Annotated in this window: 14 protein-coding genes, 1 tRNA gene and 1 riboswitch; of the genes, 11 read left to right on the forward strand and 4 right to left on the reverse strand. The window is 72.0% G+C overall.

What is annotated here, in order from left to right:
• From ACZ514_RS22685 to ACZ514_RS22720, 8 genes are all read left to right on the forward strand, one after another.
• A complete protein-coding gene (locus ACZ514_RS22685; protein WP_468699412.1) occupies positions 1-1047 on the forward strand; it encodes a LysM peptidoglycan-binding domain-containing protein in 1047 nt (348 codons plus the stop codon).
• A 274-nt stretch (positions 1048-1321) separates the two neighbouring features.
• Positions 1322-1493, forward strand: a riboswitch (cyclic di-AMP (ydaO/yuaA leader).
• Positions 1494-1495: 2 nt separating this feature from the next.
• Complete coding sequence (locus ACZ514_RS22690) at positions 1496-2230, forward strand: transglycosylase family protein (RefSeq protein WP_468167781.1); 735 nt, start codon at positions 1496-1498, stop codon at positions 2228-2230.
• Positions 2231-2544: 314 nt separating this feature from the next.
• Complete coding sequence (eno, locus tag ACZ514_RS22695) at positions 2545-3831, forward strand: phosphopyruvate hydratase (RefSeq protein WP_388939192.1); 1287 nt, start codon at positions 2545-2547, stop codon at positions 3829-3831.
• A gap of 124 nt (positions 3832-3955) precedes the next feature.
• Complete coding sequence (locus ACZ514_RS22700; RefSeq protein ID WP_467888956.1) at positions 3956-4444, forward strand: FtsB family cell division protein; 489 nt, start codon at positions 3956-3958, stop codon at positions 4442-4444.
• 43 nt (positions 4445-4487) lie between these two features.
• Positions 4488-5030, forward strand: a complete 543-nt coding sequence (locus ACZ514_RS22705; RefSeq protein ID WP_468167783.1) for a DUF501 domain-containing protein — start codon at positions 4488-4490, stop codon at positions 5028-5030.
• On the forward strand, positions 5027-6022 hold the full coding sequence (locus ACZ514_RS22710) for a Ppx/GppA phosphatase family protein (RefSeq protein ID WP_468167785.1): 996 nt from the start codon (positions 5027-5029) through the stop codon (positions 6020-6022). Before ACZ514_RS22705 ends, ACZ514_RS22710 begins: the two co-directional genes overlap by 4 nt.
• A gap of 590 nt (positions 6023-6612) precedes the next feature.
• Positions 6613-7998 (forward strand): NAD(P)/FAD-dependent oxidoreductase, encoded by a 1386-nt coding sequence (locus tag ACZ514_RS22715; protein ID WP_467888964.1) that lies wholly within the window; start codon positions 6613-6615, stop codon positions 7996-7998.
• Positions 7999-8247: 249 nt separating this feature from the next.
• Entirely contained in the window at positions 8248-9615 is a 1368-nt protein-coding gene (locus ACZ514_RS22720) for a class I SAM-dependent methyltransferase (protein ID WP_469125513.1), read from the forward strand.
• A 102-nt stretch (positions 9616-9717) separates the two neighbouring features.
• On the opposite strand, the gene ACZ514_RS22725 is transcribed toward ACZ514_RS22720, so the two are convergent.
• Both ACZ514_RS22725 and ACZ514_RS22730 read right to left on the reverse strand, forming a co-directional pair.
• The gene (locus ACZ514_RS22725) at positions 9718-12267 is read right to left on the reverse strand and encodes an ABC transporter permease (protein ID WP_468699415.1); all 2550 of its coding nucleotides are present in this window, start codon (positions 12265-12267) and stop codon (positions 9718-9720) included.
• 77 nt (positions 12268-12344) lie between these two features.
• Entirely contained in the window at positions 12345-13115 is a 771-nt protein-coding gene (locus ACZ514_RS22730; protein ID WP_468167923.1) for an ABC transporter ATP-binding protein, read from the reverse strand.
• Between the two features lie 421 nt (positions 13116-13536).
• Here ACZ514_RS22730 and ACZ514_RS22735 point away from each other — a divergent pair.
• Positions 13537-13619: transfer RNA gene (locus ACZ514_RS22735), tRNA-Leu, on the forward strand.
• A 136-nt stretch (positions 13620-13755) separates the two neighbouring features.
• On the forward strand, positions 13756-14610 hold the full coding sequence (locus tag ACZ514_RS22740) for a Bax inhibitor-1/YccA family protein (RefSeq protein WP_468167791.1): 855 nt from the start codon (positions 13756-13758) through the stop codon (positions 14608-14610).
• Between the two features lie 112 nt (positions 14611-14722).
• Here the strand turns inward: ACZ514_RS22740 and ACZ514_RS22745 are convergent, their stop codons facing one another.
• Positions 14723-14953 carry a DUF4287 domain-containing protein gene (locus ACZ514_RS22745; protein WP_388939178.1) on the reverse strand — a complete coding sequence of 77 codons (231 nt, stop codon included), beginning with the start codon at positions 14951-14953 and terminating at the stop codon, positions 14723-14725.
• A 102-nt stretch (positions 14954-15055) separates the two neighbouring features.
• Here ACZ514_RS22745 and ACZ514_RS22750 point away from each other — a divergent pair, with 102 nt between their 5' ends.
• On the forward strand, positions 15056-15412 hold the full coding sequence (locus ACZ514_RS22750; protein ID WP_468167793.1) for a hypothetical protein: 357 nt from the start codon (positions 15056-15058) through the stop codon (positions 15410-15412).
• Here the strand turns inward: ACZ514_RS22750 and ACZ514_RS22755 are convergent.
• Positions 15396-16199, reverse strand: coding sequence for a hypothetical protein (locus ACZ514_RS22755; RefSeq protein ID WP_468167925.1), 804 nt, complete (start codon positions 16197-16199; stop codon positions 15396-15398). The two genes, ACZ514_RS22750 and ACZ514_RS22755, sit on opposite strands and share 17 nt — an antisense overlap.
• Between the last annotated feature and the right edge of the window lie 47 nt (positions 16200-16246).

A 16246-nucleotide genomic window follows, 5' to 3' on the forward strand; every position in this document is an offset into this window, starting at 1 on the left:
ATGCTTCCCGGGAACGGCCGCCACAGACGCCCCCGCCAGGTACCCGCGATCGTCGTCACCGCAGGAGTCACCGGCTCCGCGCTGGCCATGCCGCTGCTCGCCGCCACCGGCGCGAGCGCGGCCGACACCGCCACGTGGGACAAGGTCGCCGACTGCGAGAGCGGCGGCACCTGGAGCGCGAACTCCGGCAGCGGCGCCTACGGCGGGCTGCAGTTCACGCTGGAGCAGTGGAAGAACGCGGGCGGACTCGCGTACGCCGAGCGCCCGGACCTCGCCAGCCGCTCCCAGCAGATAGCGGTCGCCGAACGGGTGCTGGCCTCCCAGGGCCCCCAGGCGTGGCCGCTGTGCTCCGCCTCGGCCGGGCTGACCCAGCAGGGGCCGAAGCCCGAGGTGGACCCGGGCGACAACAAGAACCCCGGACCCGTCGCGCCCACCCCGACCCGGCCGGACGAATCGGTGCCGGTCACCGGCAAGGGCAAGCCCTCCACGGACTTCGGGGCCCCCACCCCGGCGCCGAACGCCCCGTCCACCGGCCCGAGCGTGCTGCCGGACTACCCGCTCGGCCCCTCCAGCGGACTGCCCGTCATGCCCGAGCCGGACTTCACCGGGCAGCCCACCACGCCCCCGGTCTCCCCGACCGCCCCGGGCACCCCCGTCGCCCCGGTCTCCCCGACGGCGCCCGGCACCCCCGCCTCCCCGACCGGCCCGACGGCCCCGGCCGTCCCGGGCCTCACGCCGACCGCCCCGGCCGTCCCGGGCGCCCCGTCCGGCACGCCGTCGGCCGCCCCGGCCGCCGAGACGGGCGACGGCGGGGGCAAGCACCGCGGCCCGGCCGCCGTCGAGCTGCCGGCGGCGCCTGGCACGGCGTCAGCCGCCGCCGGCGACCCCACGTACACCGTGAAGCCGGGCGACAGCCTCGCGGCCATCGCGGACGCCAAGGGGCTCAAGGGGGGCTGGAACGAGCTCTACAAGGCCAACGAGCAGGTCATCGGCGGGGACGCGGACCTCATCAAGCCGGGCCAGAACCTGGATCTAACCAAGGAATAGGGGCAGTTCGGGCATCCAATAAGACTTGAATGTCCGTTATCGGCAAATGAGACATGCATCTCTTCCGGTCAACTGGCGTGTCTCGTTCCGGAACTTCCGTAAACCCCGCTCCGACCTGCGCAAACGCGCCTTTGAGGAACGCAAGTAGGCCGGTTTCTCCCCAAAATCACACGTTGAACATCGGGGAGAGACCTGTCTACCTTCTGAATCGCTCGCCACCGCGGGCTCCTTCGACCGCATCGCCGAATCCTGCCGGCGGACGGAGGGAACAGTCGTCGCGCAAGCGCCGAAGGCAGGAGCGGGGGAACCAAGGTAGGCGCCGGGAGAGGCCGTTGGGATACGGCCGCGTACCGGCTAGGGGTGAAGACACGCGCCGCGCCGCGTGACCGGGCAACTCATCCGCCCGAACCCGACAGCTCACCTCGAAGGCGTCGGTGAGGAGAAATCCATGCTGCTTTCCGGCAAGGGCAAGCACCGCCGCGGCTCCAAGGCCGTCCGCATCGTCACGCTCGCCGGTGTCGCCGGTGTCGCCGTCGCGGCCCCGCTGATGGCCGCGGGCACCGCCAGCGCCGCCACCGCGTCCGAGTGGGACAAGGTCGCCGCCTGCGAGTCCGGCGGCAACTGGTCCATCAACACCGGCAACGGCTACTACGGCGGCCTGCAGTTCTCGGCCTCCACCTGGGCGGCGTACGGCGGCAAGGCCTACGCCTCGCAGGCCAACCAGGCCAGCAAGGCCCAGCAGATAGCCATCGCCGAGAAGGTCCTCAAGGGCCAGGGCAAGGGCGCCTGGCCGCACTGCGGCGTCGGCCTGTCCAACTCCGCGTACAACGGCGGCGGCACGGCCACCCCGGCCAAGCCGAAGCCCGCCACCAAGCCCGCTCCGGCCAAGCCGGCCCCGGCCAAGCCCGCCCCGGCGAAGCCGTCCACGCCGAAGGCCGACACCGAGACCAAGGGCTCCGGCTCCGGCTCGGGCAACTGGACCCCGTCCAAGCCGTCGACCCCGAAGACCGAGGCCCCGAAGACGGGCAACGGCTCCTACGTGGTCAAGGAGGGCGACACCCTCGGCACCATCGCCGACGCCCACAAGATCAAGGGCGGCTGGGAGAAGCTCTTCGAGCTCAACAAGGACACCGTCTCCGACGCCGACCTGATCTTCCCGGGCCAGAAGCTGAAGCTCGCCTGAACGTCCGCGTAACTCCCGCGGCACCCCACGGCATCCCCACCGCCCGGCGCGTACCCCTACGCGCCGGGCGGCGGCATGTCGTGCGCCGGTACCCGCATACCGGAACCGGACCTCCGGCTTCCGAGCCCCGGACGACCGCGGAACGCGCGGGAGCGAGGGCCCTATGTCCCGGAAGGCGCGCATTCGGCACCTTTTTCGTCCCAGGACCCGGGCGGTCGGGCAGCCCACCGCCCCGAGCCGGTTAGGCTCTAGTCGGCAGGGCCGTCCCACGGCCCCCGCGCCACCGCACACCCAGCGTCACATCCCAGAAGGAGATGCTCGTGCCGTCCATCGACGTCGTCGTAGCCCGGGAAATCCTGGACTCCCGAGGCAACCCCACGGTCGAGGTCGAGGTGGGCCTCGACGACGGCAGCACCGGCCGTGCTGCCGTTCCGTCCGGCGCCTCCACCGGTGCCTTCGAGGCCATCGAGCTCCGTGACGGTGACCCCAACCGTTACATGGGCAAGGGCGTGGAGAAGGCCGTCCTCGCCGTCATCGAGCAGATCGGCCCGGAGCTCGTCGGCTACGACGCCACCGAGCAGCGCCTGATCGACCAGGCCATGTTCGACCTCGACGCCACCGACAACAAGGGCTCGCTCGGCGCCAACGCCATCCTCGGCGTCTCCCTGGCCGTCGCGCACGCCGCGTCCGAGGCCTCGGACCTGCCGCTGTTCCGCTACCTCGGCGGCCCGAACGCGCACCTGCTGCCCGTTCCGATGATGAACATCCTCAACGGTGGGTCGCACGCCGACTCCAACGTCGACATCCAGGAGTTCATGATCGCCCCGATCGGCGCGGAGTCCTTCTCCGAGGCGCTGCGCTGGGGTGCCGAGGTCTACCACACCCTCAAGAAGGTCCTGCACACCAAGGGCCTGTCCACCGGCCTGGGCGACGAGGGCGGCTTCGCCCCGAACCTGGAGTCCAACCGCGCCGCGCTCGACCTCATCATCGAGGCCGTCAAGCAGGCCGGTTACACCCCGGGCAAGGACATCGCGCTCGCGCTCGACGTCGCCGCGTCCGAGTTCTACAAGGACGGCAAGTACGAGTTCGAGGGCCAGTCCCGCTCGGCCGCCGAGATGACCGACTACTACGCCGAGCTCGTCGACGCGTACCCGCTCGTCTCCATCGAGGACCCGCTGTTCGAGGACGACTGGGCCGGCTGGAAGACCATCACCGACCGCCTGGGCTCCAAGGTCCAGATCGTCGGCGACGACCTCTTCGTCACCAACCCGGAGCGCCTCGCCCGCGGCATCGAGGAGGGCTCCGCCAACGCCCTGCTCGTGAAGGTGAACCAGATCGGTTCCCTGACCGAGACCCTCGACGCCGTCGAGATGGCCCAGCGCAACGGCTTCAAGTGCATGATGTCGCACCGCTCCGGCGAGACCGAGGACGTCACCATCGCCGACCTCGCCGTCGCCGTGAACTGCGGTCAGATCAAGACCGGCGCCCCGGCCCGCTCGGACCGCGTCGCCAAGTACAACCAGCTGCTGCGCATCGAGGAGATCCTCGACGACGCCGCCGTGTACGCCGGCCGCAGCGCCTTCCCGCGCTTCAAGGGCTGACACGCCTTCAGGGCGCGGCCCCTCGGGACACCCCCTGGGGCTGAGCCTCCGTACGTCCCCGCACTCGGTCCCGTACCGTGGGCGGGGACGTATTGCGTAGTGCGCGCACAGGGGAGGCGGGGCCATGACCGGGAACCGGGACCGGTTCTCCACCTTCTCGACGGCGACCCGGCTCAGGCAGCTCGGCGAACGGACCGCGGCCCACGTCTACCGCTCGCAGTCCCGCCGGCACATCCGCCGCAGCCGGCTCACCGGCCGGGCGGCGCTGCTGGTGCTCGTCCTCTGTACGCTGGTCGTCGCCCTCGCGTATCCGATGCGCCAGTACGTCTCCCAGCGCTCGGAGATCACGGACCAGCAGCGGGCCGCCGACACCGCGCGCAAGCGCCTCGAACAGCTCCGCGACGAGAAGGCCCGCTGGCAGGACCCCGCCTACGCGGAGCAGCAGGCGCGCAAGCACCTGCACTTCCTGCGCCCGGGGGAGATCGGCTACATCATGAGCGACCCCGGAGCCGCGGCCCCGGAGCACCGCCGCGGCGGTCAGGACGGTTCCGACCGGCCCTGGTACTCCAACGTCTGGGACGGCGTCGACAAGGCCGACCGTCCCGGCGAATGACCCACCCATCACGTACGACCGAACGAAGAGACTTCCTCCAGGCATGCAGACGCCCCCGCCCCAGACCGACCGGACCGAGCCGACCGACGCGGACATCGAGGCGTTCGAGCAGCAGCTCGGCCGCCCGCCGCGCGGGCTCCGCGCCATCGCGCACCGCTGCCCCTGCGGCCAGCCGGACGTCGTCGAGACCGCACCCCGGCTGCCCGACGGCACCCCCTTCCCCACCCTGTACTACCTGACGTGCCCGCGCGCGGCCTCCGCGATCGGCACGCTGGAGGCCAACGGCGTGATGAAGGAGATGCAGGCCCGGCTCGCCGAGGACCCCGAGCTCGCCGCCGCGTACCAGAAGGCGCACGAGGACTACATCCGGCGCCGGGACGCCATCGAGGTGCTCCAGGGCTTCCCGAGCGCCGGCGGCATGCCGGACCGGGTCAAGTGCCTGCACGTGCTGGTGGGCCACTCGCTGGCCGCCGGTCCCGGGGTGAACCCGTTCGGCGACGAGGCGCTGGCCATGCTGCCGGAGTGGTGGGCGAAGGGCGCGTGCGTCACGCCGTGCGGGGAGAAGAGCGCGGAGGGGGCCGAGTGACCCGGGTCGCGGCCATCGACTGCGGCACGAACTCCATCCGCCTCCTCGTCGCCGACTGCGCGGTCTCCGGCGGCGCCCCCGGTGAAGGGGCCGTCAGGGAGCTGGTCGAGCTCGACCGCCGGATGACCGTCGTCCGGCTCGGCCAGGGCGTGGACGAGACCGGCCGGCTGGCCCCGGAGGCGCTGGAGCGCACCTTCGCGGCCTGCCGCGAGTACGCCGCCGTGATCAAGGAGTTCGGCGCCGAGCGGGTCCGCTTCGTCGCCACCTCCGCGTCGCGCGACGCGGAGAACCGGGACGAGTTCGTCCGGGGGGTCGTGGACATCCTCGGGGTCGAGCCCGAGGTGATCTCCGGCGACCAGGAGGCGGAGCTCTCCTTCACCGGCGCGACCGGGGAACTCGTCGCCCACGAGCACCTGGAGCGGCCGTTCCTGGTGGTGGACATCGGCGGCGGCTCGACCGAGTTCGTCGTCGGCGAGGAGCACGTGCGCGCCGCCCGGTCGGTGGACGTGGGCTGCGTACGGATGACCGAGCGCCACCTGGTGGTGGACGGCCGGGTCACCGACCCGCCGACGCCGGCGCAGATCACCGCGATGCGGGCCGACATCGAGGCGGCCCTGGACCTGGCCGCCGAGACGGTCCCGCTGGCCGAGGCCCGCACCCTGGTGGGCCTGGCGGGCTCGGTGACCACGGTCGCGGCGATCGCCCTGGGCCTGACCGCGTACGACTGGTCGGCCATCCACCACGCCCGGATCTCCTACGAGCAGGTCCGCGAGATCAGCGGCCGCATGCTGACCGCCACGCACGCGGAGCGCGCCGCCATCCCCGTGATGCACCCGGGCCGGGTCGACGTGATCGGCGCGGGCGCCCTGGTGCTGCTCGCGATCATGGAGCGGATCGGAGCCGCCGAGGTCGTGGTCTCCGAGCACGACATCCTCGACGGCATCGCCCTCAGGGCCGCCGAAGAGGCCGGGGCTGACGAGCGGCGGCCCTGACCTGCTGCCCGGCCGGACGGCGGTGCTCCGGCGGACCCGCCGGAGCACCGCCGCCGCGTTCTGCGTCCAGCGGGGCGGTACACGCCGCGACGGCCGCCGGCCCCGACGCACCGGGCGGTGCGCTCCTCCCGCTGAACATCGTGTTCCGCCCGATGGGTGGCTGGTGGGCAGGGGGAGGGGGCCCGGTGCGGCGGCAGTGCGGGGGCGGTGAGGGGCCCCCGGAGCGGCCGAAAGTGCCTCTGCGGGAACGAGGTTCGTGAAGTTCTTCACAAGGAAAAAGGCTCCGCCGGGTCAACAACAGGGCCCTTCGGGACCTTCTTGGGGGTCGCAGGGCCGTTTCAGCACCTGTTTGTGCGATGCGCGGCCGCAACGGGTTTCGTATCAGAGGTAAGGACGAAACCCAGTGGTCCAGTCCGGTTGAAGCCTTGGAGGCCAGTTCAGGACGGGTGAACAACGACTCCCGCCACCTGTTGGTTCCCGTTGCGCCCCATGACCTGGGTCACGCGGGCCGCGCAGTGTAACAGAGGCCCCGGGACACCTTGTGAAGGGGCTCACGAGCGTCACTCCTTGGGGTGCTGGATACTCGTTCCATGAGCACCACGGAGCGTCCCAGGATCCTCGTAGTAGGAGGTGGGTACGTAGGCCTGTACGCGGCCAAGCGCATCATGAAGAAGATGCGCTACGGCGAGGCGACCGTCACGGTCGTCGACCCGCGGTCGTACATGACCTACCAGCCCTTCCTCCCCGAAGTGGCCGCAGGCAACATCTCGCCTCGGCACGTCGTCGTCCCGCTGCGACGCGTGCTGCCCAAGGCTGAGGTTCTCACCGGCCGGGTCACCACCATCGACCAGGACCGCAAGGTCGCCGTCGTCACGCCGCTGGTCGGCGAGGCGTACGAGCTGCCCTTCGACTACCTGGTGATCGCGCTCGGCGCCGTCTCCCGCACCTTCCCAATCCCCGGCCTCGCCGAACAGGGCATCGGCATGAAGGGCGTCGAGGAGGGCATCGGCCTGCGCAACCACGTCCTCGAGCAGCTCGACAAGGCCGAGTCCACGACGGACGAGAACGTCCGCCGCAAGGCCCTCACCTTCGTCTTCGTCGGCGGCGGCTTCGCCGGCGCCGAGACGATCGGCGAGGTCGAGGACATGGCCCGCGACGCCGTGAAGTACTACTCCACGATCAAGCGCGAGGACATGCGCTTCATCCTGGTCGACGCGGCCGACAAGATCCTTCCCGAGGTCGGGCCGAAGCTCGGCACCTGGGGCAAGGAACACCTCGAGTCCCGCGGCATCGAGATCTACCTCAACACCTCCATGGACTCCTGCGTGGACGGCCACGTGGTGCTGAAGAACGGCCTCGAGGTCGACTCCAACACCATCGTGTGGACCGCCGGCGTCAAGCCGAACCCGGCGCTGGCCCGCTACGGCCTGCCGCTGGGCCCGCGCGGCCACGTGGACACCGCCCCGACCCTCCAGGTCCAGGGCACGGACTACATCTGGGCCGCCGGCGACAACGCCCAGGTCCCGGACGTCGCCGCCCGCAAGGCCGGCGTCGAGAACGCCTGGTGCCCGCCGAACGCCCAGCACGCGCTGCGCCAGGCCAAGGTCCTCGGCGACAACGTGGTCTCCGGCATGCGGGGCTTCCCGCAGAAGGAGTACGCGCACTCCAACAAGGGTGCGGTGGCGGGCCTCGGCCTCCACAAGGGCGTCGCGATGATCGTCATGGGCAAGATGAAGATCAAGCTCAAGGGCCGGCTCGCCTGGTACATGCACCGTGGCTACCACGGCATGGCCATGCCGACCTGGAACCGCAAGATCCGCGTCTTCGCCGACTGGACCCTCGGCATGTTCCTCAAGCGCGAGGTCGTCTCCCTCGGAGCGCTGGAGACCCCGCGCGAGGAGTTCTACGAGGCCGCCAAGCCGGCGCCGGCCCCGGCCGCCGCCGCTGCCCCGGCCGAGAAGGCCAAGGCCTCCTGACCCGGGCCGTTCCGGCAGGTCACTGAGCACGACCCCGAAGGGGCCGCCCGCCATCCGTGGTGCGGGCGGCCCCTTCGGCGTGCCCGGCTCCCGGCCGGAGCGGCCGCCGCCGGACCGGACGGGCCCTTACCCCGGGCCGGACGCGGGCGGCTGGAGGCCCGCTCGAAGGCCGCTCCAACGGGCGGTCGGCGGTGATTGCCCCGGAAGGGAAGTGGGAAGTCGTTCCACGACCTTCTGGAGGTGCCTGAGATGAGCGACGCCGCGCCGCGGCTGGCAGCGATTGCCGAAACCCTGCTGGGCGCCCCCGTGCCCGTGCGGATACGGGCCTGGGACGGCAGTGAGGCCGGCCCCGCCGCCGGCCCCGTGCTGGTGATCAACCACCGCCGCGCCCTGCGCCGGATCCTGTGGAAGCCGGGCGAGCTCGGACTCGCGCGCGCGTGGGTCGCCGGGGAGCTGACCGTCGAGGGCGACCTGTTCGCACTGCTCGACCGGGTGGCCGGCCTGCTCTGGGAGCGCGCGCCCGCCGCGCCCGCCCCCGCCCGTACGCGGCCGGCCAGGCTCGCCGCCCTGCGTCCGCACCTGCCCGGGCAGGGCTCCGCCGCCGCGGGGACCGCCGCGCTCCTGCGCGACCCGGCCGCACGGAGCGCCGTACGCGACCTCGTGGCCCTGGCGCGCCCCTGGACGCCGCCCGCGCCGCCGCCGGAGGAGGCCGTCCGCCGCGGCGGGCCGCGCCACTCCAGGAAGCGCGACAGCGAGGCGATCAGCCACCACTACGACGTGGGCAACGACTTCTACGAGCGCGTCCTCGGCCCCTCGATGGTCTACTCCTGCGCCTACTGGACCCCGGACGGCACCCTCGAGGACGCCCAGCGGGACAAGCTCGACCTGGTGTGCCGCAAGCTCGGCCTGGAGCCGGGGGAGCGGCTCCTGGACGTCGGCTGCGGCTGGGGCTCCATGGCCCTGCACGCGGCCCGCGAGTACGGGGTGCGGGTCACCGGCATCACCCTCTCGCGCGAGCAGGCCGCGTACGCCCGCAAGCGGATCGCGGAGGAGGGCCTGACCGACCGGGTCGAGATCCGGGTGCAGGACTACCGGGACGTCAAGGACGGTCCGTACGACGCCATTTCCTCCATCGGCATGGCCGAGCACGTGGGCTCCGAGCGCTACCGGGAGTACGCCGGGATCCTGCACGCCCTGCTGGCCCCCGGCGGCCGGCTGCTGAACCACCAGATCGCCCGTCCCCCGGAGGCCGACGAGGAGGCGTACCGGGTGGACGAGTTCATCGACGCGTACGTCTTCCCGGACGGGGAGCTCTCCCCGATCGGCACCACCGTCGGCGAGCTGGAGAAGGCCGGCTTCGAGGTCCGCGACGTGGAGGCGCTGCGCGAGCACTACGCGCTGACCCTGCGGGCCTGGGTGGCGCGCCTGGAGCGGCACTGGGACGAGGCCGTAGGGCTCACCTCGCCCGGGCGGGCCCGGGTGTGGCTGCTGTACATGGCGGCCTCCGCGCTCGGCTTCGAGCGGGGCCGCCTCGGGGTCAACCAGGTGCTGGCGGTACGGCCCGTGGACGGAGGCGCCTCGGGGATGCCGCTGCGGGCGCGCGTCTGGGGCGGGTAGCCGGACCTGCGGCCCGGCGCCGGCCGCGTACGCGAAGGGCCCCGGGGCGGGTGCGCCGGGGCCCTTCGCGTACGCCGCGCACCGCCGTGGCGGCCGCGCCGGCTACTCGGTCTTGATGGCGGTCAGCATGTTCAGCCGGGCGGCGCTGCGGGCCGGCCACATGGCGGCCAGGACGCCGACGACGGCGGCCAGCAGGAGGAAGACGCCGATCCGGCCGTAGGGGAGGACCAGTGCGTAGTCCGGCACCGCCTTCTCGAGGGTCGAGCCGACGGCCCAGGCGAGGAAGACGCCGATGCCGATGCCCAGGACGGCGCCGAAGAGCGAGATGACCACGGACTCCAGGCGGATCATGTTCTTGACCCGGGCCCGGTCGAGGCCGATGGCGCGCAGCATGCCGATCTCCTGCGTCCGCTCGAAGACCGACATCGCCAGGGTGTTGACCACGCCCAGCACCGAGATGATCAGGGCCATGCCGAGCAGGCCGTACATGACGTTCAGCATCGTGTTGATCATGCCGCCCATCTCGTTGCGCATGTCCTGCCGGGTGGCGACGGTCATCGCCGGGTTCTTGCCGAGGGCGTCGATGACCGCCTGCTGGCTCGCCTTGGACTGGCCGCCGGTGGTGTTGACGTACACCTCGCGGATGTACTGCTCGTCCGTGTGCCCGCCGAGGATCTTGTTGTCCAGGACGTACGGGGAGAGCAGGCCCTCCATGTCCTCGTAGACGGCGCCGACCCTGAGGGTGGTCTTCTGGCCGTCCTCGAACTGGGCGGGCAGGGCGGAGCCGACGGTGAGCCGCTGCTTCTTCGCGGTGCTCTCGGCTACGGCGACCTCGCCCTTGCCGAGGCTGTCCAGCGAGCCGCTGACGACCTTGATGTTGAGCAGTTCGCCGATGGCGGCCGGGTTGACGCCGGAGGCCGCGCGGAAGTCGTCGCCGGTCTTGAAGTAGCCGTCGGCCTGCGGGGAGACCGCCTTGACGCCGGGGGCCCTGGCCAGGGTCTCGGCCACCGACTCGTCCAGGCTGCCGTTGCCGCCGGACATGGTGACCTTGTAGTCGGCCTTGAGCTTGTCGGTGCTCATCCGGTCCACGGCCCTGCCCATGGTGACGCCGAGCACGGACATGGTGGTGACGAGGGTGAGGCCGATCGCCAGCGAGGCGGCGGTGACGGCGGTGCGGCGCGGGTTGCGCACGGCGTTCTGGGCGGCCAGCTTGCCGGGGACGCCGAAGACCTTCTGGAGCGCCGGGCGGACGGCCGCGATGACCGGCCGGGAGAGCAGCGGGAGCAGCACGATCATGCCGATGAGCAGGAGGGCCGCGCCGCCGCCGATGACCTCGCGCCCGTCGCCGCCCATCGAGACGCCGAGGAGGACGACGCCGATGCCCAGGAGGCTGGTGACGGAGCCGATGACGTTGCGGAGCACGAGGGACTTGGCGGTGGCCGGCAGGTGGGCGCTGCCCATGGCGGCGACCGGGGCGATCCGCCCGGTGCGCCAGGCGGGCAGCAGCGCGGCGAGGGTGGTGACGAGGACGCCGATGACCAGCGCGGCGATGACCGTGCCCGGGGCGACGACCAGGTCCCCGGCGGGGATCTTGGCGCCGAGGGAGTCCATCAGGGAGCGCATGCCGACCGCCAGGCCGATGCCGCCGGCCAGCCCGATGGCGGCCGAGAGGGCGCCGACGACCAGCGCCTCGGAGAGCACCGAGCGCATGACCTGGCCGCGGTTGGCGCCGACGGCGCGCAGCAGGGCCAGCTCCTTGGTGCGCTGGGCGACCAGCATCGTGAACGTGTTGTAGATCAGGAAGACGCCGACGAACAGGGAGATGCCGGCGAAGGCGAGCAGCATGGTGCTCATGCTGCTCATCCCCTTCTCGATGTCCCTGGCCTGCTCGGCGGCGAGCGCGGCGCCGGTCTGGGCCTTGGTGGTCTTGCCGTCGACGAGCGGCTTGATGTCGGCGAGCAGCCGTTCGGCGGAGGCGCCGGGGGCGGCGGCGACGGAGAGCTCGTCGTAGAAGCCGGGCTGGAGGTAGAGCTCCTGCGCGACCTTGGTGTCGAAGAGGACGAGGCTGCCGCCGGCGTTGACGGCGCCGTCCTCGGTGGTGAAGACGCCGGAGAGGGTGAACTCGCGGACCGGGCCGTTGGTGGCGACGCGGACCTTGTCGCCGGTCTCGTACCCGCCCTTGGCGGCGGTCTCCCTGTCGAGGGCGACCTGGTCGTCCCGGACCGGGCCGGTGCCCTGGGTGAAGGTGTAGCGGGGGTCGCGGCCGTCCTTGACGGGCGCGTGGTTGGAGCCCTTGTTGGCCCAGCCGGTGCCGATCAGCTTGCCGTTCTCGTCGCCGACGCCGGCGAAGCCCGAGACGCGGCCGGCGACCGAGCCGACGCCCTTGACGGCCCTGACCTTCTCCAGCGTCTGCTGGCTGATGCCGGGGTCCCCCTCCTTCCGGCCGTCCTGGCCGCGGGCCTGGCCGTAGGAGGTGACGGAGACGGCGACGCCGCTGTAGCTCTTGGCGGACTGGCCGGCCAGCGACTTGCCGAGGGTGTCGGTGAAGACGAGGGTGCCGGAGACGAAGGCGACGCCGAGGGTGACGGCGAGGACCGTCATCAGCAGCCTCGCCTTGTGCGCGAGGACGTTGCGCAGGGCGGTACGGAACATGGGGATCTCGGTCCTGGGGCTGGAGGTCTGTGAGGAGGGCGCGGGAGCTCCGCGGGGCGGGGCGGTCCGGCTCCGGGTCAGCTGGTGCGGCCCTTGGCGTCGAAGGCCTTCATCCGGTCGAGCACGCCGTCGGCGGTGGGCGCGTGCATCTCGTCGACGATGCGGCCGTCCGCGAGGAAGATGACGCGGTCCGCGTAGGAGGCGGCGACGGCGTCGTGGGTGACCATCACGACGGTCTGGCCGAGCTCGCGCACCGAGTTGCGCAGGAAGCCGAGCACCTCCGCGCCGGAGCGGGAGTCCAGGTTCCCGGTCGGCTCGTCGCCGAAGATGATCTCGGGGCGGGCGGCCAGGGCGCGGGCCACGGCGACGCGCTGCTGCTGGCCGCCGGAGAGCTGGGTGGGCCGGTGGGAGAGGCGCCCGGAGAGGCCGACCATCTCCACCACGGTGTCCAGCCACTGCTTGTCCGGCTTGCGGCCGGCGATGTCCATGGGGAGGGTGATGTTCTCCAGGGCGGTCAGGGTCGGCAGCAGGTTGAACGCCTGGAAGATGAAGCCGATCTTGTCCCGGCGCAGCTGGGTGAGCTGCTTGTCCTTGAGGGACCCCAGCTCGGTGTCGCCGATGCGGACGGAGCCGGAGGAGAAGGTGTCCAGGCCGGCCACGCAGTGCATCAGCGTCGACTTGCCGGAGCCCGAGGGGCCCATGATCGCGGTGAACCGGCCCTGGCCGAAGTCGACGGAGACGTTGTCCAGTGCGACCACCTGGGTCTCGCCCTGGCCGTACACCTTGGAGAGCTGCGTGGCGCGGGCGGCCACGGCCTGTGCCTGTGCGGTGTGCCGGGCGTAGTTCATGGCGGTCACGTGGGGGACTCCTGTCGAACGGTTCTGCGAGCTGCCGGGACCCTTCCATCCTCGCCGGGGGGACCCCCGCCGGGGATCAGCCGAGGTGCCCGTTCGACGGCCCACTGGAGTCTGACCGCGAGCGGCGGCGTCTCCTCCTCTGGTATGACGGGAGGGCTGCTCGCGGGGGGCCGGGCAGGGGGTGGCCCGGGGTGGCGGGCGGGGTGGCGCAGGGCAGCGGAATCAGGTCAATCCCGGGGCGGTGCGCAGCGTCGACCGGAAGGGGGCCGACCGCGACTTATCGGGCCTGACGCCCCCTCAATCGCCAATAAAATCAGACAACATCGGATAGAGGGCCCTCGGCCGGGCATGGTCTTCCGGATAGGCTCATCACTGCGTACAAGGCATTTTCCACGGGGCCCCGCCGCGCCTTGCCCGGATGGTGGAAAGGCAGACACGGCGAGCTTAAACCTCGCTGGCCCTCGGGCCGTGCCGGTTCAAGTCCGGCTCCGGGCACTTCCGCGGCTCCACCGTTTATCCCCGGTGCTTCGCCGTACCTTCTCCTAAGATCCTCCTCCAGCAGTAGGGTGCTTTCTTTGCGAGCGCATTACTCTTGAAGCAAGGCCACACACGGAGGCCATGGAGGAGTGAGATGAGGAGCAGTAACCCGGTCTTCTCGCGACGGGGGTTCAGCCGCGACAACGGCGGCTACGCGGGCTTCGAGGCGCAGCACGCGCAGGCCGGGACCGCGCCCAACCCGTACGCGACGAATCCTTACGCCACCGACCCGGCCACCGGCATGCCGGCGACCCCGGTCCGCGGCAACGCGATGACCATCGACGACGTCGTGACCCGTACGGCCATGACGCTCGGCACCCTGATCGTCACCGCGACCCTCGCGTGGCTCGCCCTGCCCGTCGACCCGGCGAACGTGGGCAAGTCCTACGGCGTCGCCGTGGGCTCGGCGCTCATCGCGTTCGTCCTCGCCATGGTGCAGAGCTTCAAGCGCAAGCCGACGCCGGCGCTGATCCTGGGCTACGCGGCGTTCGAGGGCGTCTTCCTCGGCGTCATCTCGATGGTGACCAGCACCTACATCAGCCCCGGCGTGGTCGTCCAGGCCGTGCTCGGCACGATGTGCGTCTTCGCCGCGGTGCTCGTCGCGTACAAGATGCGCTGGATCCGCGTCACCCGCCGTTTCACCGGCTTCGTGATGGCCGCGGCCCTCGGCTTCGTCCTGCTGATGCTGGCGAACTCGCTGTTCATGCTGTTCGGCGGCGGTGACGGCCTCGGCTTCCGCAGCGGTCCGCTCGGCATCGTCTTCGGCGTCGTCGGCGTCATCCTGGGCGCCTGCTTCCTGGCCCTGGACTTCAAGCAGGTCGAGGACGGCGTCACGTACGGCGCTCCGCGCGAGGAGGCCTGGCTGGCGGCCTTCGGCCTGACGCTGACCCTGGTGTGGATCTACCTGGAGCTGCTGCGCCTGTTCCAGATCCTCTCGGGCGACGACTAGCCGTACCGGCCGGGACCGAGCCGGCAGGACACCGGGAAGGCCCCGCGAGCGCACCGCTCGCGGGGCCTTCCCGCGTCCCGGGCCCGTGAGGGGGACGGGGCCGCCGGGCGGCTCAGCCGAACCTTCGGGCCGCTCTGCGCAGGCCGTGCTCGTGGATGATCGCCTTGGCCTGGCCGTACGACAGGTCGTGCGCGCCGAGCAGCCAGCTGACCTTCTCCTCGAACCGGACGAGGGAGGGGCCCTCGTCGACGGTGCGGAGCCAGTCGGAGATCTCACGACCGGTGGTCTGGGGGATTCTGTCGATCATGTTGCGGTGGGTCCGCTCGGAGAACTCTACGGACATGGGCGCCTCCGGAGGGTGTCGCCGTGCTGTTCTCTTCACGTCACCGTGCCGCAGAGTCCGCCCGTTGGCAATGGTGCCGCGACGGCGCGTAAGGTCGGCCGGGTGCTCGATACCTCACCCCTGGACGCCGCCGTGGAACGCTTCGCCGACCGGCTGCGTGCCGCGCCGCAGAGCCGCCTGCTGAAGGGCGCCGCCGCCGAGGCCCTGGAGCTGGCCCGGGAACTCGCGTCGCGGGCCCAGCGGCTGGAGGCGCCGGAGGGGGCGGCTCCGGCGCGTGTGGTGCCGGACGCGGGCCTCTTCGTCGTCGGGGACCAGGTGGCCGTGGCCGGGCTCGACCTCGCCGAGGCGCTGCGCGCGGCGGAGGCCGGCGGAGGCCCGGACGGCGCGAAGGCCCCGTCCGAGATGCTGGACGAGGCCGTGGCGCTGGTGGAGCGGGCGGAGATCAGAGCGATGCGATGACCCGGTCCGCCAGGATGTAGACGTTGCTGTCGGGGTCCTCGGCGTCACCGCAGGAGAAGGTCAGCGCGTAGGCGCCCGAGATGCCCGAACCGCCGAGCAGCACCGGGGCGGTGCCCGAGCGCAGGGCCTCGGCGAGACGCTCCGCGGTCTCCCGGTGGCCCGGGGTCATGCACAGCGTGGTGCCGTCGGTGAAGACGTACACGTCGAGGGTGCCCAGGGGGCCCGGCCGGACGTCCGCGAGGGCCGTACGGGCCTCCGCGAGCTCCTCCAGGCGGCTGACGGTGCGCTCGTGGTCGGCGCCGGGGTGCGGCTGCACCGGGACGAAGTCCGGGTGCGAGGGGTGGCGGCGGCGGGCCGCGGCCAGCTCGGCCGAATCCTCGGGGTACTCGTCGGCGAGGTCGTCGCCCAGGACCGGCTCCAGGCCGACCAGGTCCGCCTGCCGGGGCAGGAAGACGGGGCTGTCCTCCCCGAGGCCGGAGAGGCCGCCCAGCAGGGACGGCGCGTCCGCGGCGTCGCGGGCCTCCTGCGCGGCCCAGAAGGCCCGCGCCTCGGCCAGCTCGCGCTCGCGCTCCTCGGCCAGGGCCTCGGCCACGGCGGCTCGTATCTCGGCGGCGGGGGACTGCACCGCGCTGCGGGCGTGCGGAACGGCCGCGGCGCGCGGGTGGGCCGACACCGCAAGCTCACCGCGCAGGGCGGTGACCTGCTTGCGCAGTCCGTGGACGGCGTGCAGCGCAGCAGCGCCCACGGCCGTGGCAGCGGCCGTGGTCAGCAGCAGGGCAAGAGACATGGCGCTCACTGACTAACTCCTGGTTGATTCGATCCCCCGACTTCCTA

This window comes from Streptomyces sp. NPDC034086 (assembly GCF_055575515.1).

Coding starts and splice junctions, on each gene's coding strand:
- ACZ514_RS22715 (WP_467888964.1), top strand. CDS start 6,613: ATGAGCACCACGGAGCGTCCCAGGATCCTCGTAGTAGGAGGTGGGTAC.
- ACZ514_RS22740 (WP_468167791.1), top strand. CDS start 13,756: ATGAGGAGCAGTAACCCGGTCTTCTCGCGACGGGGGTTCAGCCGCGAC.
- eno (WP_388939192.1), top strand. CDS start 2,545: ATGCTCGTGCCGTCCATCGACGTCGTCGTAGCCCGGGAAATCCTGGAC.
- ACZ514_RS22725 (WP_468699415.1), bottom strand. CDS start 12,267: ATGTTCCGTACCGCCCTGCGCAACGTCCTCGCGCACAAGGCGAGGCTG.
- ACZ514_RS22755 (WP_468167925.1), bottom strand. CDS start 16,199: ATGTCTCTTGCCCTGCTGCTGACCACGGCCGCTGCCACGGCCGTGGGC.
- ACZ514_RS22690 (WP_468167781.1), top strand. CDS start 1,496: ATGCTGCTTTCCGGCAAGGGCAAGCACCGCCGCGGCTCCAAGGCCGTC.
- ACZ514_RS22700 (WP_467888956.1), top strand. CDS start 3,956: ATGACCGGGAACCGGGACCGGTTCTCCACCTTCTCGACGGCGACCCGG.
- ACZ514_RS22745 (WP_388939178.1), bottom strand. CDS start 14,953: ATGTCCGTAGAGTTCTCCGAGCGGACCCACCGCAACATGATCGACAGA.
- ACZ514_RS22720 (WP_469125513.1), top strand. CDS start 8,248: ATGAGCGACGCCGCGCCGCGGCTGGCAGCGATTGCCGAAACCCTGCTG.
- ACZ514_RS22705 (WP_468167783.1), top strand. CDS start 4,488: ATGCAGACGCCCCCGCCCCAGACCGACCGGACCGAGCCGACCGACGCG.
- ACZ514_RS22730 (WP_468167923.1), bottom strand. CDS start 13,115: ATGAACTACGCCCGGCACACCGCACAGGCACAGGCCGTGGCCGCCCGC.
- ACZ514_RS22685 (WP_468699412.1), top strand. CDS start 1: ATGCTTCCCGGGAACGGCCGCCACAGACGCCCCCGCCAGGTACCCGCG.